This is a genomic window from Clostridium sp. AM42-4 (genome assembly GCF_003480105.1).
Taxonomy (GTDB): domain Bacteria; phylum Bacillota; class Clostridia; order Lachnospirales; family Lachnospiraceae; genus Brotaphodocola.
Map to the genome: position 1 here is coordinate 20106 of NZ_QUIK01000020.1, position 16845 is coordinate 36950.

The window sequence follows — 16845 nt, forward strand, 5'->3', positions numbered from 1 at the left end:
TTGAAAAAATGTTTCACGTGAAACATAAGCAAATAACAAAGGTAATGTTAAAAGAGTTCTCAAAAATGATATTTGGATTGAAAAAATGTTTCACGTGAAACATGGGTAAATAACAAAGGTGACGCTAAAAGAGTTTCCTAAAATTATCTTTAGTTTGAGATAAATGTTTCACGTGAAACACATAAATATGATTGTCGTAAAAGCGGTCGGGCAATAAAATCTAATTTGGAAATTATTGTCCGTAAAATTCACCACGATAATTCTCACTGGCAAAAATATGTTTTAACGAGTTCTGCAATTTTGTCTGGTTGCTCTAAGTGTGGCAGTCCTTTTGCCTTTGGTACAAGCGCAGTTTCAATGGAAGAATTATAGCCTTTATATTCATCCAGACGGTCTTTCATGTTTTCTATAGAAGCACCGCCAACCAGATAAATACTGTTGTCGATTTTCTTTAGAGCATTCACCAGATTGCATTTTGTATAGTTACAGCGAATGCTTGCGAATGTAGATTTTGGTGATGTGCCAAGGTGAGCTGCTTCATAGCAGGAATCTACATAGCTGGATTTTACAGAGTAGGGATTGAAAAATCCTTTTGTCACAAGTTCTTCCGTAATCATTTTTTTACTGCTTGCAATATGGTATAACAGAGTGCCTATGATGGGTAACTCTACGATGCATTTATACATTTTGGCAGTTTTCCCTGGAATTGTGCTGAAATCCAGAAGACTGAGTGGATTGATAGCCATAATCTGATCGAATAGGTCTGGATTATTAGCACATGCCATAAGCGGAATAGAAGCTGATTCACCGGACGTAATTACATTGGTCCGGTGTCCAATTTCTGATTTAATAAAATCAGAAATCAGTTGAACATATAAAAAATTTGTGTATGTCATATTTGCTTTTTCGGAACGGCCGAATCCTAAAAGATCAATTGTGTAAATGGTGTATTCATCACGCAACAATGGAATCAGTTGTTTCCACTCGTGACCGGAAGCCATTGGATTCAAATCATGGATGAGCAGAAGTGGTTTGCCGCTTCCTTCTTTGGTGTAGTGAATATTGCCAAGGCGCCATTTAAAACAGAGAGATTCTGGCTCAGCAAGCAGATTTTTAGAAACAGCTGAAACCTGAATGGCTTTGTTGATTGCTGCAGTAGTGGCAGCGGCACTGGCAGAAAGTATAAGGAGTGTGAGTAATTTATTTTTTGCTTTCATAAAATCTCCTTTTAATTATGAAAAGATGGGTTGCTATTTGCGCAATGCGTAAACAGTAACAAAGTGCTGAAACAATTAGGAATTCATGTTATAAGTATAGTATTTTTTTATGAAAGATGCAACCGCTTCCAGTAGAATGATTTCATCCTGTGATTCTGCGAGAAAAGTGACGGTAGCAACACTAAATTCAACAGATGCAACAGTAATTCCAATCCACGCTTCCGCGAGGAAAAACGACGCAGACGGAGAATGGCAGAACGAACAGAATGTACATTTCAATCCACGCCTGCCTAAATTGAAATATATTTGTATCGTTCTCATTTCCATTCACAGATGAAGAAGAAATGTTTCACGTGAAACATTTGTATATGTTAATATGCGTCTGTAAATAGGAATATTTTGTATTTTCAAGCTGATTTTATTACAAAGAATAGGAAAAGTGAAAAAAGTGTGCTATACTAACGTTATTGTTTTAAATAAGCCGGATATGCTTACGTGAACGGCAACAAGAAATCTGCTTTTTGGCGAGAAATATAAGGATGGTTATATGGGAAGAATAATAGCAATTGCAAATCAGAAGGGCGGCGTAGGAAAAACTACGACTGCTATTAATTTATCTGCATGTCTGGCAGAAGCAGGTCAGAAGGTTCTTGCGGTGGATTTTGATCCGCAGGGAAACGCGACCAGTGGACTTGGATTTGAAAAGGGGTACATGGACAAGACCGTATATGAATTGCTGGTCGGCGAGTGTACTCTGGAAGAATGCATCATTAAAGAGGTGCAGGAGAATCTGGATGTTCTTCCGTCAGATGTGAATCTGGCGGGCGCAGAGATTGAATTATTGGATGTTCCGAACAAAGAGTCGTTGTTGAAGCTGGAACTGGAAAAGGTAGAAAAGAATTACGATTATATCATTATTGACTGTCCGCCGTCGTTAAGTCTGTTGACGATCAATGCATTGACTGCAGCGGATACGGTGTTGGTACCGATCCAGTGTGAATACTATGCACTGGAGGGATTGAGCCAGATTCTTCAGACGGTTGATTTGGTAAAGAAAAAGCTGAATCCGAAGCTGGAGCTGGAAGGTGTCGTATTTACCATGTATGATGCAAGAACAAATCTTTCACTTCAGGTAGTTGAGAATGTAAAAGCACATTTAAATAAGAACATTTACAAAACGATCATTCCGAGAAATGTCAGATTGGCAGAGGCACCGAGTCATGGAAAACCGATCAACATTTACGACACCAGGTCGACAGGTGCGGAGAGTTACCGGATGCTGGCAGCAGAAGTAATTAGCAGAGGGGAAGAATAAAAATGGCAGGAGCAAAAAGAGGATTAGGCAGAGGCCTTGGAGCGTTGTTTGGAGAGGATACGGTAGAGGAAGTTATTGCAGAGGAAAAGGCTGAGAAGGCTGCGATCGCGACGCAAAGAGCGAGAAAAAATACTCTGAATCATAAGCCAGAAAACGATGGAGCGAAAACCAGAAAAGCCGAAAAGACAGCGAAGACGGGCGAGAAAAAATTACAGGAGGATGATCTGGACGGTCAGATGAGTCTCAACCTGGAAGATACAGCGAATGTTACATCGAATGCCCTGAAAGCAGAGGAGGAAGCCCAGACAGAGCTGGAGCTTCCGGTTTCTGAGATCGAGCCGAACCGTGATCAGCCAAGAAAAGCGTTCGATGAAGAACAGCTGGAGGAGCTGGCGGATTCTATCCGTAAATATGGTGTCTTGCAGCCGCTTCTGGTTCAGAAAAAGGGTGATAGCTACGAGATCATTGCCGGTGAACGCAGATGGAGAGCAGCAAAATTAGCAGGATTAAAGAAGGTTCCTGTGGTAATCCGAGAGTATAGTCCACAGCAGACTATGGAGATTGCATTGATTGAGAATGTGCAGAGAGCAGACTTAAATCCTATCGAGGAAGCGCTCGCATACCAGCGGCTGATGCAGGAGTTTTCTTTAAAGCAGGAAGAAATTGCAGAGCGTGTTTCTAAAAACCGTACAACGATCACGAATAGCATGCGTTTGCTGAATCTGGTTCCTGAAGTGCAGCAGATGCTTGCGGAAGGACGTATTACAAGTGGTCATGCACGTGCACTTCTTGGCGTGAGTGATCCGCAGCAGCAGCTGGCACTGGCTCAGAAGGTTGAGCAGGAGAAATTAAGTGTCCGGGAAATCGAAAAAGCAGTAAAACTGTTGGGACGGGAGAAGAAGGAAAAGAAAAAGTCCCAGGTAGATGAAGCGGTGGAACTGGTATTCCAGGATATGGAGAACCGGATGAAGACGGTGATGGGAACTAAGGTTAACATCAGCCGTAAGGATAAAACAAAAGGAAAAGTCGAAATCGAATATTATTCGGAGGCAGAATTGGAACGCATTGTTGAGCTGATTGAATCAATCCAGCCGATGTAGGTTGCATATGAACCGAACCACAAAACGGAAAGACGGGATTTATCTATGGAAGGAAGTATATTAAATAATCTTGGGTTTGACCCGGTGTATCTGCTGATCGCATCAGCGGTCCTGACCCTGATTTTGCTTGTTGTGACAGTTATGTGCCTGATCAACATGCGGAAGCTTTACCGCAGATATGATATTTTTATGCGCGGAAAAGATGCAGAGACGATGGAGAACCTAATCGTTGAGCAGATGAACGATATCATTGATCTGAAAGCACAGGATCGTTATAATAAGGATTCAATCCGGACAGCTAATAAAAATAGCCGTGCAGCATTCCAGAAGATTGGTATTGTAAAGTACAATGCATTTAAAGGAATGGGTGGAAATCTAAGCTTTGCACTGGCACTTTTGGATTATACCAACACAGGATTTGTGTTGAATTCCGTTCATAGCCGGGAAGGCTGTTATCTTTATTTAAAGGATGTAGAACGGGGAGAGACGGAGGTTTTGCTTGGTGCAGAGGAACAGGAAGCACTGGAGCAGGCACTTGGATACCGGGAGCGGAAGCAGCCGCAGGAGTGATAATATAAGAGGTGGAAAAACAATCTGGGAGAATGTTTTTCCACCTCTTTTTATGTTGTACAGAAAAAAAGACAGAAAGAAAATAAAAAAATATATTGACAATTATTTAACGAGTGGTATAATACAAACAGAATTAATCGTCAAAAAAATATCAAAGAATGATTGATTTCAAACCACTGAGGCGCAACGGAATGTAGCGCCGGAAATGAATGAAAACAAAATCGAATCAGCAGTAAACAGAAAACAAAGCAAAAAGAACTGAACCTGGAAAGAACCAACGCAAATGAAACGGAATGCGTTGGCTTTGATGGAAATGAATCGTTGGAGGATAAGAACATGGCGAAGAAAGAAACAACAGCAGTTCCGGCAATCATCGACAATGTAGAAGCACTGGAAAAGAAAATGGCCGCTATGCGTGAGGCACAGAAGGTATTTGCTACTTATACGCAGGAACAGGTTGATAAAATTTTCCATGCAGCAGCAATCGCAGCAAACCAGATGCGTATTCCGTTAGCGAAGATGGCAGTAGAAGAAACTGGCATGGGCGTTGTAGAGGATAAAGTGATCAAGAACAACTACGCTGCAGAGCATATCCATAACGCATATAAAGATATGAAGACCTGTGGTGTGATCGAGGAAGATAAGGCGTATGGTATCAAGAAAATTGCAGAGCCGATCGGCCTGGTTGCAGCCGTAATCCCGACTACCAACCCGACCTCTACCGCAATCTTCAAAACCCTGATCTGCTTAAAGACCAGAAACGCCATCATCATTTCCCCACATCCGCGTGCAAAGGCCTGCACCATCGCAGCCGCTAAGGTTGTTCTGGATGCAGCAGTGAAAGCCGGCGCTCCGGAGGGCATCATCGGCTGGATCGATGTTCCGTCTCTGGAACTTACGAACACTGTTATGAAGGATGCAGACATCATCCTGGCAACCGGTGGCCCTGGCATGGTAAAGGCAGCATATTCTTCCGGCAAACCGGCACTTGGTGTAGGTGCTGGTAATACTCCGGCTATCATCGATGAAACTGCAGACATTAAGCTGGCTGTAAACTCCATTATCCATTCTAAGACCTTCGATAATGGTATGATCTGTGCATCCGAGCAGTCTGTAACAGTACTGGCTCCGGTTTATGAGGCAGTAAAGAAAGAGTTTAAATACCGCGGCTGTTATTTCTTAAAGCCGGATGAGATCGAGAAGGTAAGAAAGACCATCCTGATCAATGGTTCCCTGAACGCAAAGATTGTTGGCCAGAGCGCATTTAAGATCGCGCAGATGGCAGGTGTTGAGGTTCCGGAGGATACCAAGATCCTGATTGGTGAAGTAGAGTCCGTGGACATCAGCGAGGAGTTCGCACATGAGAAGCTGTCTCCGGTCCTTGCAATGTATAAGGCACAGACCTTTGATGAGGCAATCGCAAAGGCAGAGCGTCTGGTCGCAGATGGCGGTTATGGCCATACCTCTTCCCTCTATATTAATATCAATGAAAAAGAGAAGATGGCGAAGCATGCAGCGGCTATGAAGACCTGCCGTATCCTGATCAATACTCCGTCCTCTCAGGGTGGTATCGGTGACCTGTACAACTTCAAGCTGCTCCCGTCTCTGACACTGGGCTGCGGCTCCTGGGGTGGCAACTCGGTTTCTGAAAACGTAGGTGTAAAGCATTTGCTGAACATTAAGACTGTTGCTGAGAGGAGAGAGAACATGCTGTGGTTCCGTACACCGGAGAAGGTATATTTCAAGAAGGGTTCTATGCCGGTTGCTTTAAGTGAGCTGAAGGATGTTATGGGCAAGAAGAGAGCCTTCATCGTAACGGACTCCTTCCTGTATATGAACGGTTATACCAAACCGATCACCGATAAGCTGGATGAAATGGGTATTGTTTACCAGTGCTTCTCCAACGTACAGCCGGACCCAACCTTGGCAAATGCGATCGAGGGTGCAAAGGCTATGACCGCATTCCAGCCGGATGTCATCATCGCACTGGGCGGTGGTTCCGCAATGGATGCCGGTAAGATCATGTGGGTAATGTACGAGCATCCGGAAGTAGATTTCCAGGGCATGGCAATGCGCTTCATCGATATCCGGAAACGTGTTTACACCTTCCCGAAGATGGGCGAGAAGGCTTACTTCGTAGCAATTCCGACTTCTTCCGGTACTGGTTCCGAGGTAACTCCGTTCGCGGTTATTACTGATCAGGAAACCGGCGTGAAGTATCCGTTAGCAGACTATCAGCTGCTGCCGAATATGGCGATCGTAGATACCGATAACATGATGAGCCAGCCGAAGGGCTTAACCAGCGCATCTGGTGTGGATGTTCTGACCCATGCACTGGAGGCATACGCTTCTGTTATGGCAACCGATTACACCGATGGTCTGGCACTGAAGGCTATGAAGAATGTCTTTGAGTACCTGCCGGCTGCATACAACGATGGCAGCAATGTAGAGGCAAGAAGCAAGATGGCTGATGCTTCCTGCATGGCTGGTATGGCATTTGCAAACGCATTCTTAGGTGTCTGCCACTCCATGGCACATAAGCTTGGCGCATTCCATCATCTGCCGCATGGTATCGCAAACGCCCTGCTTATTTCCCTGGTTGTAGAGTTCAACTCTGCTGAGTGCCCGAGAAAGATGGGAACCTTCTCCCAGTACCAGTATCCGCACACCATGGCCCGCTATGCAGAGTGCGCACGCTTCGTAGGAATTCAGGCGAAGACCGATGAAGAGGCAGTGAAGAAGCTCATCGAGAAGATTGAGGAACTGAAGGCTGCAGTTGGCGTGAAGAAGACCATCGCGGAGTATGGTGTTGACGAGAAGTACTTCTTGGATACCCTGGATGCTATGGTTGAGCAGGCATTCGATGACCAGTGCACCGGTGCAAACCCGAGATACCCGCTGATGAGCGAGATCAAGGAGATGTATTTAAGAGCTTACTACGGAAAATAAAAACAATAAAGGAATATATAATAGATGGAAAGTAAGAGGCCCCGGACATACGTCCGGGGCCTCTTACTTTATAGAGAATTGACAAAGCAGGGCATGCATGGATTTATCTCGCAGGAGGAGCAGGGCTTCTTTTCCCATTACCCGGCGATGGTGGAGGAGAGCTTTCATTTTGCAATCCAGTGTTTTATTGACAGTTTAAAACAAGGGGAAGAGAGGTGCAGCGCAGATGAAATCAGAAAATAATAATTTGTTTTCGAGCATGCCGGTGGCACAGGCAATCCTGATGCTGGCGGTGCCGACGGTTGTAAGCCAGATCATTACGATCATTTATAATATGGCAGATACGTTTTTTATCGGTCAGCTGGGAGATCCGAAGCAGGTGGCCGCAGCTACGCTGGCAATGCCGCTGTTTATGTTTATGACGGCGCTTTCCAATCTGTTTGGAGTCGGCGGTGTGGCATGGGCAACTCCGGTGGCGGAGGTGACATCGATGGTTGTCGCGGCAGTGATGGTAATTCCGTACATCAGGAAGCTGGGACGGTGATGCTTAGGAATAGGGATTTTCCGTTTAGAGAATGCCTGCCTGTAGACAGAAATTCCTATTACCTGTATGGATAGTAGGTTGATAGGCAAAACCTGCAAATTGGTAGGTAAATAGAGCGGTAAATAATTTGTTCTTCGAATTCTTGACAGAAAAAGAGAAATGATGTATAAAATATACAACGATGTGTTTGAATTTGTCAGACATAATTAAAAATCGCAACAAGGAGACAATGCCGTCATGTTTCTGGAAAAGGGAGCATGACGGTTTTTTCCTACATCGGAAAGGGAAAAGGAGGAGCCGTGATTGATGAGGAGGAGCCCGGATCTTAATGGACATGATCCACCATGTCTCAAAATGACACATACATCTGAAACTGCTTTGTGATAATGCTATAAATCATGCAAATAAAACAAATGAAAACAAGGCAGAAACCACGAAGCTGAACAGAATGCACAAATACAATTGACATTTTAATGATAAAATTGTAAAATTAAAACATCGAAAACGAAAATTTGGACAACGTGATCCATAAAATAAGGAGGAACAAAGTATGAAGAAAAGAAATCTTGCAGTCTCACTGACACTCGCGGCAGCTATGGCGCTGACAACAGCCTGCTCCGGCGGTTCACAGAGCAGCAGCACCCCGGAAACCACTGCAGCACAGAAGGATGCAGCAGCCGATACTTCTGCAGCAGCAGAGGGCGGCAGCAGTGATCTGGATACTTCCAACCCGATCACCATTGCAGTCGCAGCACCGATGACTGGAGATAACTCTGAGTATGGTATCGGCTTCGCAAACGCAGCAAAGCTTATGGCCCAGAAGTGGAACGATAACGGCGGATGCCTTGGCAGAGAGGTTCAGATCGTAGAGTACGACGATAAGAACACCTCAGAGGAAGCAACCACCATCGCACAGAAGATCGTATCTGACAAAGATAACATCGCAGGTGTGATCGGACATTTTGCTTCCGGCGTATGTATGACAGCAGCTCCGATCTATCAGGAGAACGGCGTGATCGAAATTTCCCCGTCCTCTTCCCATCCGGATTATTCCTCTATCGGTGATTATATTTTCAGAAACAACACCGTTATTTCTAAAGAGGGTGGTGCGAGTGTTGACATTGCAGTGAATGACCTTGGAAAGAAAAATATTGGTATCATTTCCATTATGACTGACTGGGGAACCAATACCTCCAAGATCATTAACGACATCATTGATGGTATGAGTGATAAGGGTGTTAAGGTTGTAGCTCACGAGGAAGTTATGGAGGGTTCTGATGACTACTCCGCAGCAATCGCAAAGCTGAACGAAGCTGGCGCAGAGGCAGTTATCTGCTGTGGTATGTACAACCTGGTAGCACCGGTTGCAAAGCAGTACAAGCAGGTTAACCCGGATGTTACTATCATTGCATTCTCCAACGCTTACAGCCAGCAGCTTCTTGAGCTGGGCGGAAGCGCAGTAAACGGCGTATGCTTCCCGGTTATCTTCTTCGCAGATTCCGATGATCCTGAGATCCAGGCATATGTAAAACAGTACACCGATGTTTACGGCAGCGCACCGTCTGCACTGACCTCTCAGGCATACGATTCCGTAGGTATGCTGCTTACCGCAATCGAGGATGCAGGCACTACTGAGTCTGCTAAAGTAAAAGACGCACTTTACAATGTTGATTATCCGGGCGTTACCGGTCAGACCAAGTTTGACTCCAACGGTGATGTAGATAAGGAATTCGTAAAAGTAACCATCGAAGATGGCAAATTCGTAAAAATGAAATAAACGAAAGCGACAATTCATGTAAGTACATCTAAGGGAGCCGGAAAGCGTGCTTTCCGGCTCCCGGTATCTTTGAAAGGAGCCACAATGCTTGCTCAACAGGTTTTTAATGGTTTAGCCCTGGGAATGGGATATGCGTTAATAGCAGTCGGCTATTCGCTCATATTCGGAATCCTTCGACTGGTCAATTTCTCACATGGTTCCATTTACGCGTTCGGCGCGGAAATTGCAATGGTATTCATTGTTAGCATGAAATTCGGCATTGTACCAGGGATTCTCTTAAGTATGTTAGTAACTGGTGTGTTGGGAATCATGATTGATAAGATCGCACTGGAACCTCTTCGTAAAAAAGGCTCACCGCCTATCGCATCTCTGATTACCACGATCGGTATTTCCAACATTATCACAAATCTCCTGATTGTTTTTATCGGTTCAGAAAAAAGAAACTTCCCGAACATTTTTGGTTACGGCATGATCAAGCTTGGCAAAGTTTCCATTACTCTGACCCAGGTTATGATGTGTGTGGTTTCTGTTGTTTTGATGCTGATTCTGGTATTTATCGTATTTAAAACCAAGATTGGTCTGGCTATGAGAGCCAGTCAGCAGAATGCAAAAGCAGCAAAGATGATGGGAATCGATGTAAACTTTGTTATCAGCTTTACATTCTTCCTCGCAGGTGTATCTGCAACTCTTGCAGGCGCTCTGGTTGGAGGTTATTATGAGATCGTTTACCCAAATATGGGATTTATGGCCGGCTTAAAGGCATTCGCGGCTGCAGTTCTTGGAGGTATCGGAAGCCTGCCGGGTGCAATCCTTGGCGGTCTGATCATCGGTGTTTCTGAGTGTATGGCAGTTACCTTCTTTGGTTCTACCTACCGCGACTCTGTAGCATTTATCATTTTGATCCTGGTGCTGATCATTCGTCCGAACGGTCTGTTCGGTAAGAAGGGTATCACTAAGGTATAAGACACAGTGACGAAACTTGGAGGATAGAGATGAAAAAAGATAATAAAACAATGCTTTCTTCGTTTGAACAGTTTACTTCGAAGAATGCAAAGATCCTTTGGGGAGTTCTGGCTGTCATTCTTATTGCGCTGCCGTTTGTGGTAAAGAACCAGTATTTTCTGACTGTTGTTGCGAAAATCGGATGCTATGCCATCCTGGGACTTGGATTGAATATCCTGACCGGATATACCGGCCTGGTTTCTCTGGGACATGCAGGCTTTGTTGCAATCGGTGCTTATACGGCCTCTCTTCTGGCTGTAACGTTGGGCTGGTCATTCTTCCCGGCTATGCTGGCAGGTATGCTGCTGGCCGCAGTGATCGGTGTATTAGTCGGACTGCCTACCTTACGTGTAACCGGAACGTACCTTTCTATTATCACCCTGGGATTTGGTGAGATCGTCAAGATGGTTCTGATGAACTGGCAGAGTGTAACGAATGGTACACTTGGTGTTAAAAATATCCCGAAGCCGCAGATTTTCGGTATTAAGCTTACGGTGGCAAACAATGGTATGTATTTCCTGATTCTGATCATGATCGTGCTGATCTCCCTGTTCTGTAAGGCACTGATCCAGTCTAAGACCGGAAGAGCGCTCAGAGCGATCAAGACAGATGAAATGGCCAGCACCATGATGGGAATCAATATCACAAAATACAAGATCCTGGCATTTGTTGTTTCTGCCATGATCTGTGCACTGGGCGGAGCATTGTATTCTTCCCTGATCGGTTACATCGATCCGAATACATTTAACTTTGATGTTTCAACCCTGATTTTAAGTATCGTTATTTTAGGCGGCATGGGAACTCTCAGAGGCATGTACGTAGGAGCAATCGTTCTGGTTGCTTTCCCGGAGGTTTCCAGAAGCCTTATGAAATACCGCTTCGTTCTTTATGGTGTTATCTTAGTCTTGATGATGCGTTTCCGTCCGGAAGGATTGCTGGGCTGGAAATCTTCCTTACCTTATAAATTATCCAAAAAGGTTCAGGCGAAGATAAACGGAGAAGAGGCAAACGCGTAAAAGAACGAGTTGGTAACGGATGGAGGCACAATGGCTAGAGAAGATTTGTTATTAGAGGTCAATGGAATAACGAAACGATTCGGCGGCATTGTTGCGGTGGAAAATGTAAGCTTCAAGGTTCACGAGGGTGAAGTCATCAGTATTATCGGACCGAACGGAGCAGGAAAAACGACCGTATTCAACATGCTGACCGGAGTTTATAAAGTTGATGAGGGCACGATCAAATTCAAGGGTGAGGAAATCCAGAGCATTAACCCGAGAGATATTGTAAAAAAAGGTATTTCCAGAACATTCCAGAACATTCGCCTTTTCTCGGATATGAGAGTAATCGAAAATGTACTGGTAGGTGCACATATCAAAACAAAGTACGACCTGGCTTCTTCCATTTTCAGAACAAAGAAATTCAGAGAAGAGGAAGATGCAATTACCTATGATGCGCTGAAGGTTCTGAAGGAAGTAGGGCTTTACGACAGAAAAGATGATTATGCATCGAACCTGCCTTATGGTGATCAGAGAAAGCTGGAAATCGCCCGTGCGATCGCTACCGGCGCAAAGCTGATCTTGTTAGATGAGCCGGCAGCAGGCATGAACCCGCAGGAGTCCCACGAATTGATGGAATTCATTAGACTTTTGAAAAAGCAGGGTTACACTGTTCTTATGATCGAGCATGATATGAGTGTAGTTATGAATATTTCAGACCGTATTTATGTAATTGACCATGGAAAACCGATCGCGGAAGGACTTCCGGAAGAGATCGCAAAGAATCAGAAGGTTATCGACGTATATCTGGGAGGTTCGAATAATGCTGCTAAAAATTGAGGATCTGCACACCAACTACGGCGCGATCCACGCCTTAAAGGGAATCAGCCTGGAAGTAAATGAGGGAGAGATCGTCTGCCTGATCGGCAGTAACGGCGCCGGAAAAACAACGCTTGTAAATTCTATCGTCGGCATCGTAAAATCGAGCAGCGGTACGATTACATTTGATGGAAAAGATATTACGCATGTACCTGCACATGCAATGACAAAAGAAGGAATCGGTATTTCTCCAGAGGGACGTGAGGTGTTCCCAGAGCTTACCGTAGAAGAAAACCTGCGTATTGGTGCATTTGTTGTAAAAGACGAGAACAAGATTAAAGAATCCTACGAAAGGGTTTATGAATTATTCCCGCGTCTGAAAGAACGTATCACGCAGCAGGCCGGTACCTTATCTGGTGGTGAGCAGCAGATGCTGGCTGTAGGACGGGCGCTGATGTCAAACCCGAAGATGATCCTGTTAGACGAGCCGTCCCTTGGACTTGCTCCGAACTTTGTAGAGATGATCTTCGGCATGATCGAAAAGATCAACAAACAGGGGGTTACGGTTCTTCTGATCGAACAGAACGCAAATATGGCGCTTCAGGTTTCGCAGAGAGCCTATGTATTGGAGAATGGTCTCGTAAGTATGTCTGGCAAAGCCAGTGACATTGCAAACAATCCGATGGTAAAGAAAGCTTATCTCGGTATGGCATAAAACTATGAAAGGATGTATGTTATGAAAAAGATTATCAACAATCCGACTGATGTAGTAAGTGAGGCACTGATGGGAATGCAGGCAGCTTATCCGGATAAGCTGGTTTACACTCCGAAGATGGAGGTCATCAGCAGAAAAGAGAAAAAGACGGATAAGGTGGCAGTGATCTCCGGAGGCGGAGCAGGACATGAGCCGCTGCACGCAGGCTTTGTAGGAAAAGGTATGCTGGATGCAGCAATTTCCGGAAATGTATTCTCTTCTCCGAGCCCGGACCGTATCGGCAGTGCCATTGAGCAGGTTTCCTGCGGAAAAGGCGTACTGATGGTAATCAAAAACTACTCCGGTGATATTATGAACTTTGGCCTTTCTGCAGATCTTGCAGAGATGGACGATATTGAGGTTGCCCAGGTTATCGTAAAGGATGACGTTGCAGTTCCGGACAGAGAAGAGGGAACAGGCAGAAGAGGTATCGCAGGAACCGTCTTTGTACATAAGATCGCAGGTGCAAAGGCAGAGCAGGGGGCAAGCCTCGCAGAGGTAAAGGCAGCAGCAGAAAAGGCAGTCCGCAATATCCGTACCATGGGTGTTGCCATGACACCGTGCATTCTTCCGGCAGTTGGAAAGCCTGGTTTTCAGATCGCAGACGACGAGATCGAGATCGGCATGGGAATCCATGGTGAGCAGGGCGTTGAGACTACCAAGATCAAGAGCGCAAAGGAAATCGCAGAGATTCTGGTAGGACGCATTCTGGATGATTATGATTATTCCGGCAGCGAAGTTGCAGTTCTGGTAAATGGCCTTGGCGGTACCCCGTTAATGGAGCTTTACATCCTGAATCTGGAGGTACAGAAGATCCTGGAGGAAAAGGGCATTAAGGCATACCGCACTTTTGTAGGAAACTACTGCACTTCGATCGACATGACCGGTGCTTCTGTTACCCTGATGAAGCTGGATGATGAATTAAAAGAACTGCTGGATGCTCCGTGTGACACCCCGGCACTGAAAATCTGAAGGAGGGAATAAACGATGAGCTTTACTTTAACCGCAAAGGATTACGCAGAATATATCAAGCTGGCCTATGAGCTGATCCATTCCAAAGGTGACTATATCACAGAGCTGGACAGTGTGACCGGTGATGGTGATCACTGGACCAACATCAATATGGGCTTTGAGAATCTTGTAAAAAATGTTGATCGTCTGGAAACCATGGAGCTTTCTGATGAGTTCAAAGAGATCGGTAAGATTATGATGTCTGTAATCGGCGGATCTTCAGGCGTATTATACGGAAGTGCTTACATTGCTGCAGCAAAGGCGTTAAAGGGAATTGAGGTTCTTCATGATGCAGAGCTGTGCACTGTATTGAAGGCAATGCTGGATGCCATCGTAGCGAGAGGTCAGGCAAAGGAAGGCTACAAGACCATGATCGATTCCCTGGCACCTGCAGTTAAGAAGTATGAAGAGTGCCTGGCAAACGGAACCCCGTCTGCAGAGTTATGTGATCTGGTTAAGAAGGCTGCAGAGGACGGCGCAGAGAATACCAAGAACATGGAAGCAATCAGAGGACGTGCAAGCTATCAGGCAAACCGTGGCCTTGGACATCTGGATCCGGGTGCCGTTACCATGTCTTACCAGATCGCTACCCTGATGGATTACGCAGCAGGTAAAATTACCGAATAACTGTTATTGGGACAACTGTAAGAAGCCAGGCAGTTACATATTAAGTGATATGAAGGAGTCGCAACGAATATGAGTGAGAATAGAAGACAGCTTCTGAAGGATGCCATGGACAACAAAGAGACTTACCGGATCCCGATGGGATTCTGGCATCATTTCGTACTTGGAAAGGACCAGTTTCAGGGACTGGAGCATCCGGAGATTCTGGAAAAGATCGTAGAAGGACATAAACGTTATTTTGAGACCATTGATCCGGATATGATGAAGCTGATGAACGAGGGCTTCATGGGCTATCCGCCGATCATGAACAATAATCTGGAAACTGCAGAAGATCTTCTGGCGATCAAGAGCATCGGTCCGGATCATCCGTGGATCACGGAGCAGGTGAAGCATGTGCGCCGCCTGGTAGATCTGTTTGGCGATAAGGTGATGACCTTCTACAATGTGTTTGCTCCACTGCAGGTCATCCGGATCCGTCTGGACTTTTATGACCTGAAATACGACCAGTTCGTATATCTCGCAGAGCATTTCCCGGAGGAGCTTCACAAAGCGGGAATGGAGATCCAGAAGGATATCGATACACTGGTATCAAAGCTTCTGACGGAGACAAAGCTGGATGGCATTTATTACTGTGTCCAGAATATCCAGAGCAGCATGTATGACCGGGAAACCTATGACCGTCTGGTCCGCCCGACGGAGATCGGCGTACTTGAGACTGCAAATAAGCTGAGTGATTACAATATCCTTCATATCTGTGGATATGCACATCACAAAAACAACTTAAGCTGGTATCAGGATTACAAGGCAAAGGCTTACAACTGGGCAACCTTCACGGAGGGTGTGACCATTGAAGAAGGACGTAAGCTCTTCCCGGGCAAGTGTGTGCTGGGTGGTTTTGATAATAACCCGCAGACCCTGATCGATAGCGGAAGCGAGGAAGAGGTTTGCAAGTTTGTAGACCAGCTGATCAAGGAAAATGGCCACCGCGGTTACATTATGGGTGCAGACTGTTCCATTCCGAATAATATCAACGATGGCAGAATTCACTGGATTTCCAGACAGGTGAAGGAAAAGGAGAATTGTATGAAAGACGATAGAAAAGCGGCAGTTGACGCATTTTTAAACAATGAGAACGAGGAGAGAGTACCGGTTGCCTTCTGGCATCATTTCGTATCCTTCCACAACCATTACAGCGGAGCAGATCCGGAGATCTACAACACCGTAGTGACCGAGCAGAAAAAATACATTGATGAGGTAAAGCCGGACTTCTTAAAGATCATGTCCGATGGCTTCTTCGGTCATCCGTCTGTTTGCCGCAAGACCATTACTTCTGTTGAGGATCTGGATAAGGTTGCTTCTGTAGGACCGGATCATCCGTGGATCACAAAGCAGGTTGAGTATGTAAAAGAGATCTGCGATTATGCTGGTAATGATACCTACAAATACTACAACATCTTCTCACCGCTCCAGTACATCAGACTTCGTTTCGAGGAGTACGATGAGGACTTCAAGAAATTCGTAAGACTGTTCCACGAAAGCCCGGAGGTTATGGAGAAGGCTGCACGCTGCATCGCAGAGGATACCAAGATCCTAGTAAAGAGACTGTTTGAGGAGACTTCCATTGACGGTATCTACTACAGCGTTCAGTGTGTGCAGGATAAGATGCTGACCCATGCAGGCCACAAAAAGCTGGTAGAGCCGCTCGATCTGGATGTGTTAAACTACATCAACGAGTTTAGCGACAATGTCATTCTTCATATCTGCGGATACGGCAAGTACACCAACAACTTAAGCTGGTATAAGGATTACCCGGTAAAGGCTTACAACTGGGCTGTTTATTCCGAGGGAATCACCCTGGGCGAAGGAAAGAAGATCCTGGGAGATAAGCCGGTCATCGGTGGCTTCGATAACGCTGCAGAGAGCATCCTTTACAGAGGAACCGAGGAGGAATTAAGAGCCGAGATCAAGAAGATCCTGGATGAGGCAGGAACCAGGGGCGTAGCGATCGGCGCTGACTGCACCATCTCTTCTGACATTTCTCCGGAGAGATTAGAGCTGATCCGTAAGATTGCAGCAGAATATACAAAATAAAAACGGGAAAAGCATTCAGGAAATGATCCGGTAACTGCTTACGGATAAAAAGTTTTCTGAACGCCAGATCCTGTATA

At 45.4% G+C, this 16845-nt stretch carries 14 protein-coding genes; 13 read left to right on the plus strand and 1 reads right to left on the minus strand.

The genetic code is table 11. The annotated features are described in order from the left end of the window. Positions 1-263: 263 nt before the first annotated feature. Positions 264-1217 (minus strand): alpha/beta fold hydrolase, encoded by a 954-nt coding sequence (locus tag DW922_RS14065; RefSeq protein WP_118720881.1) that lies wholly within the window; start codon positions 1215-1217, stop codon positions 264-266. Between the two features lie 547 nt (positions 1218-1764). On the opposite strand from DW922_RS14065, the gene DW922_RS14070 reads away from it, so the two are divergent. From DW922_RS14070 to DW922_RS18135, 13 genes are all read left to right on the plus strand, one after another. Beyond that, the gene (locus tag DW922_RS14070; RefSeq protein ID WP_118726913.1) at positions 1765-2532 is read left to right on the plus strand and encodes an AAA family ATPase; all 768 of its coding nucleotides are present in this window, start codon (positions 1765-1767) and stop codon (positions 2530-2532) included. Positions 2533-2534: 2 nt separating this feature from the next. Next, positions 2535-3632, plus strand: a complete 1098-nt coding sequence (locus DW922_RS14075; protein ID WP_118726914.1) for a ParB/RepB/Spo0J family partition protein — start codon at positions 2535-2537, stop codon at positions 3630-3632. 45 nt (positions 3633-3677) lie between these two features. Beyond that, a complete protein-coding gene (locus DW922_RS14080; RefSeq protein ID WP_118726915.1) occupies positions 3678-4202 on the plus strand; it encodes a DUF4446 family protein in 525 nt (174 codons plus the stop codon). Positions 4203-4538: 336 nt separating this feature from the next. Continuing rightward, the gene (gene adhE / locus DW922_RS14085; RefSeq protein WP_118720904.1) at positions 4539-7151 is read left to right on the plus strand and encodes a bifunctional acetaldehyde-CoA/alcohol dehydrogenase; all 2613 of its coding nucleotides are present in this window, start codon (positions 4539-4541) and stop codon (positions 7149-7151) included. Between the two features lie 226 nt (positions 7152-7377). Continuing rightward, on the plus strand, positions 7378-7695 hold the full coding sequence (locus DW922_RS14090; protein ID WP_243032249.1) for an MATE family efflux transporter: 318 nt from the start codon (positions 7378-7380) through the stop codon (positions 7693-7695). 550 nt (positions 7696-8245) lie between these two features. Further along, the gene (locus DW922_RS14095; RefSeq protein WP_243032250.1) at positions 8246-9472 is read left to right on the plus strand and encodes an ABC transporter substrate-binding protein; all 1227 of its coding nucleotides are present in this window, start codon (positions 8246-8248) and stop codon (positions 9470-9472) included. 84 nt (positions 9473-9556) lie between these two features. Next, a complete protein-coding gene (locus DW922_RS14100; protein WP_118720887.1) occupies positions 9557-10435 on the plus strand; it encodes a branched-chain amino acid ABC transporter permease in 879 nt (292 codons plus the stop codon). 29 nt (positions 10436-10464) lie between these two features. Then, entirely contained in the window at positions 10465-11490 is a 1026-nt protein-coding gene (locus tag DW922_RS14105; RefSeq protein ID WP_118532047.1) for a branched-chain amino acid ABC transporter permease, read from the plus strand. 30 nt (positions 11491-11520) lie between these two features. Continuing rightward, positions 11521-12309 (plus strand): ABC transporter ATP-binding protein, encoded by a 789-nt coding sequence (locus DW922_RS14110; protein ID WP_118532045.1) that lies wholly within the window; start codon positions 11521-11523, stop codon positions 12307-12309. Beyond that, entirely contained in the window at positions 12296-13003 is a 708-nt protein-coding gene (locus DW922_RS14115; RefSeq protein WP_178716411.1) for an ABC transporter ATP-binding protein, read from the plus strand. Before DW922_RS14110 ends, DW922_RS14115 begins: the two co-directional genes overlap by 14 nt. A 21-nt stretch (positions 13004-13024) precedes the next feature. Next, complete coding sequence (gene dhaK / locus DW922_RS14120) at positions 13025-14014, plus strand: dihydroxyacetone kinase subunit DhaK (RefSeq protein WP_118532041.1); 990 nt, start codon at positions 13025-13027, stop codon at positions 14012-14014. Positions 14015-14029: 15 nt separating this feature from the next. Continuing rightward, positions 14030-14680, plus strand: a complete 651-nt coding sequence (gene dhaL, locus DW922_RS14125; protein ID WP_118532039.1) for a dihydroxyacetone kinase subunit DhaL — start codon at positions 14030-14032, stop codon at positions 14678-14680. 69 nt (positions 14681-14749) lie between these two features. After that, positions 14750-16768 (plus strand): uroporphyrinogen decarboxylase family protein, encoded by a 2019-nt coding sequence (locus DW922_RS18135; protein WP_243032251.1) that lies wholly within the window; start codon positions 14750-14752, stop codon positions 16766-16768. Positions 16769-16845: the final 77 nt, after the last annotated feature.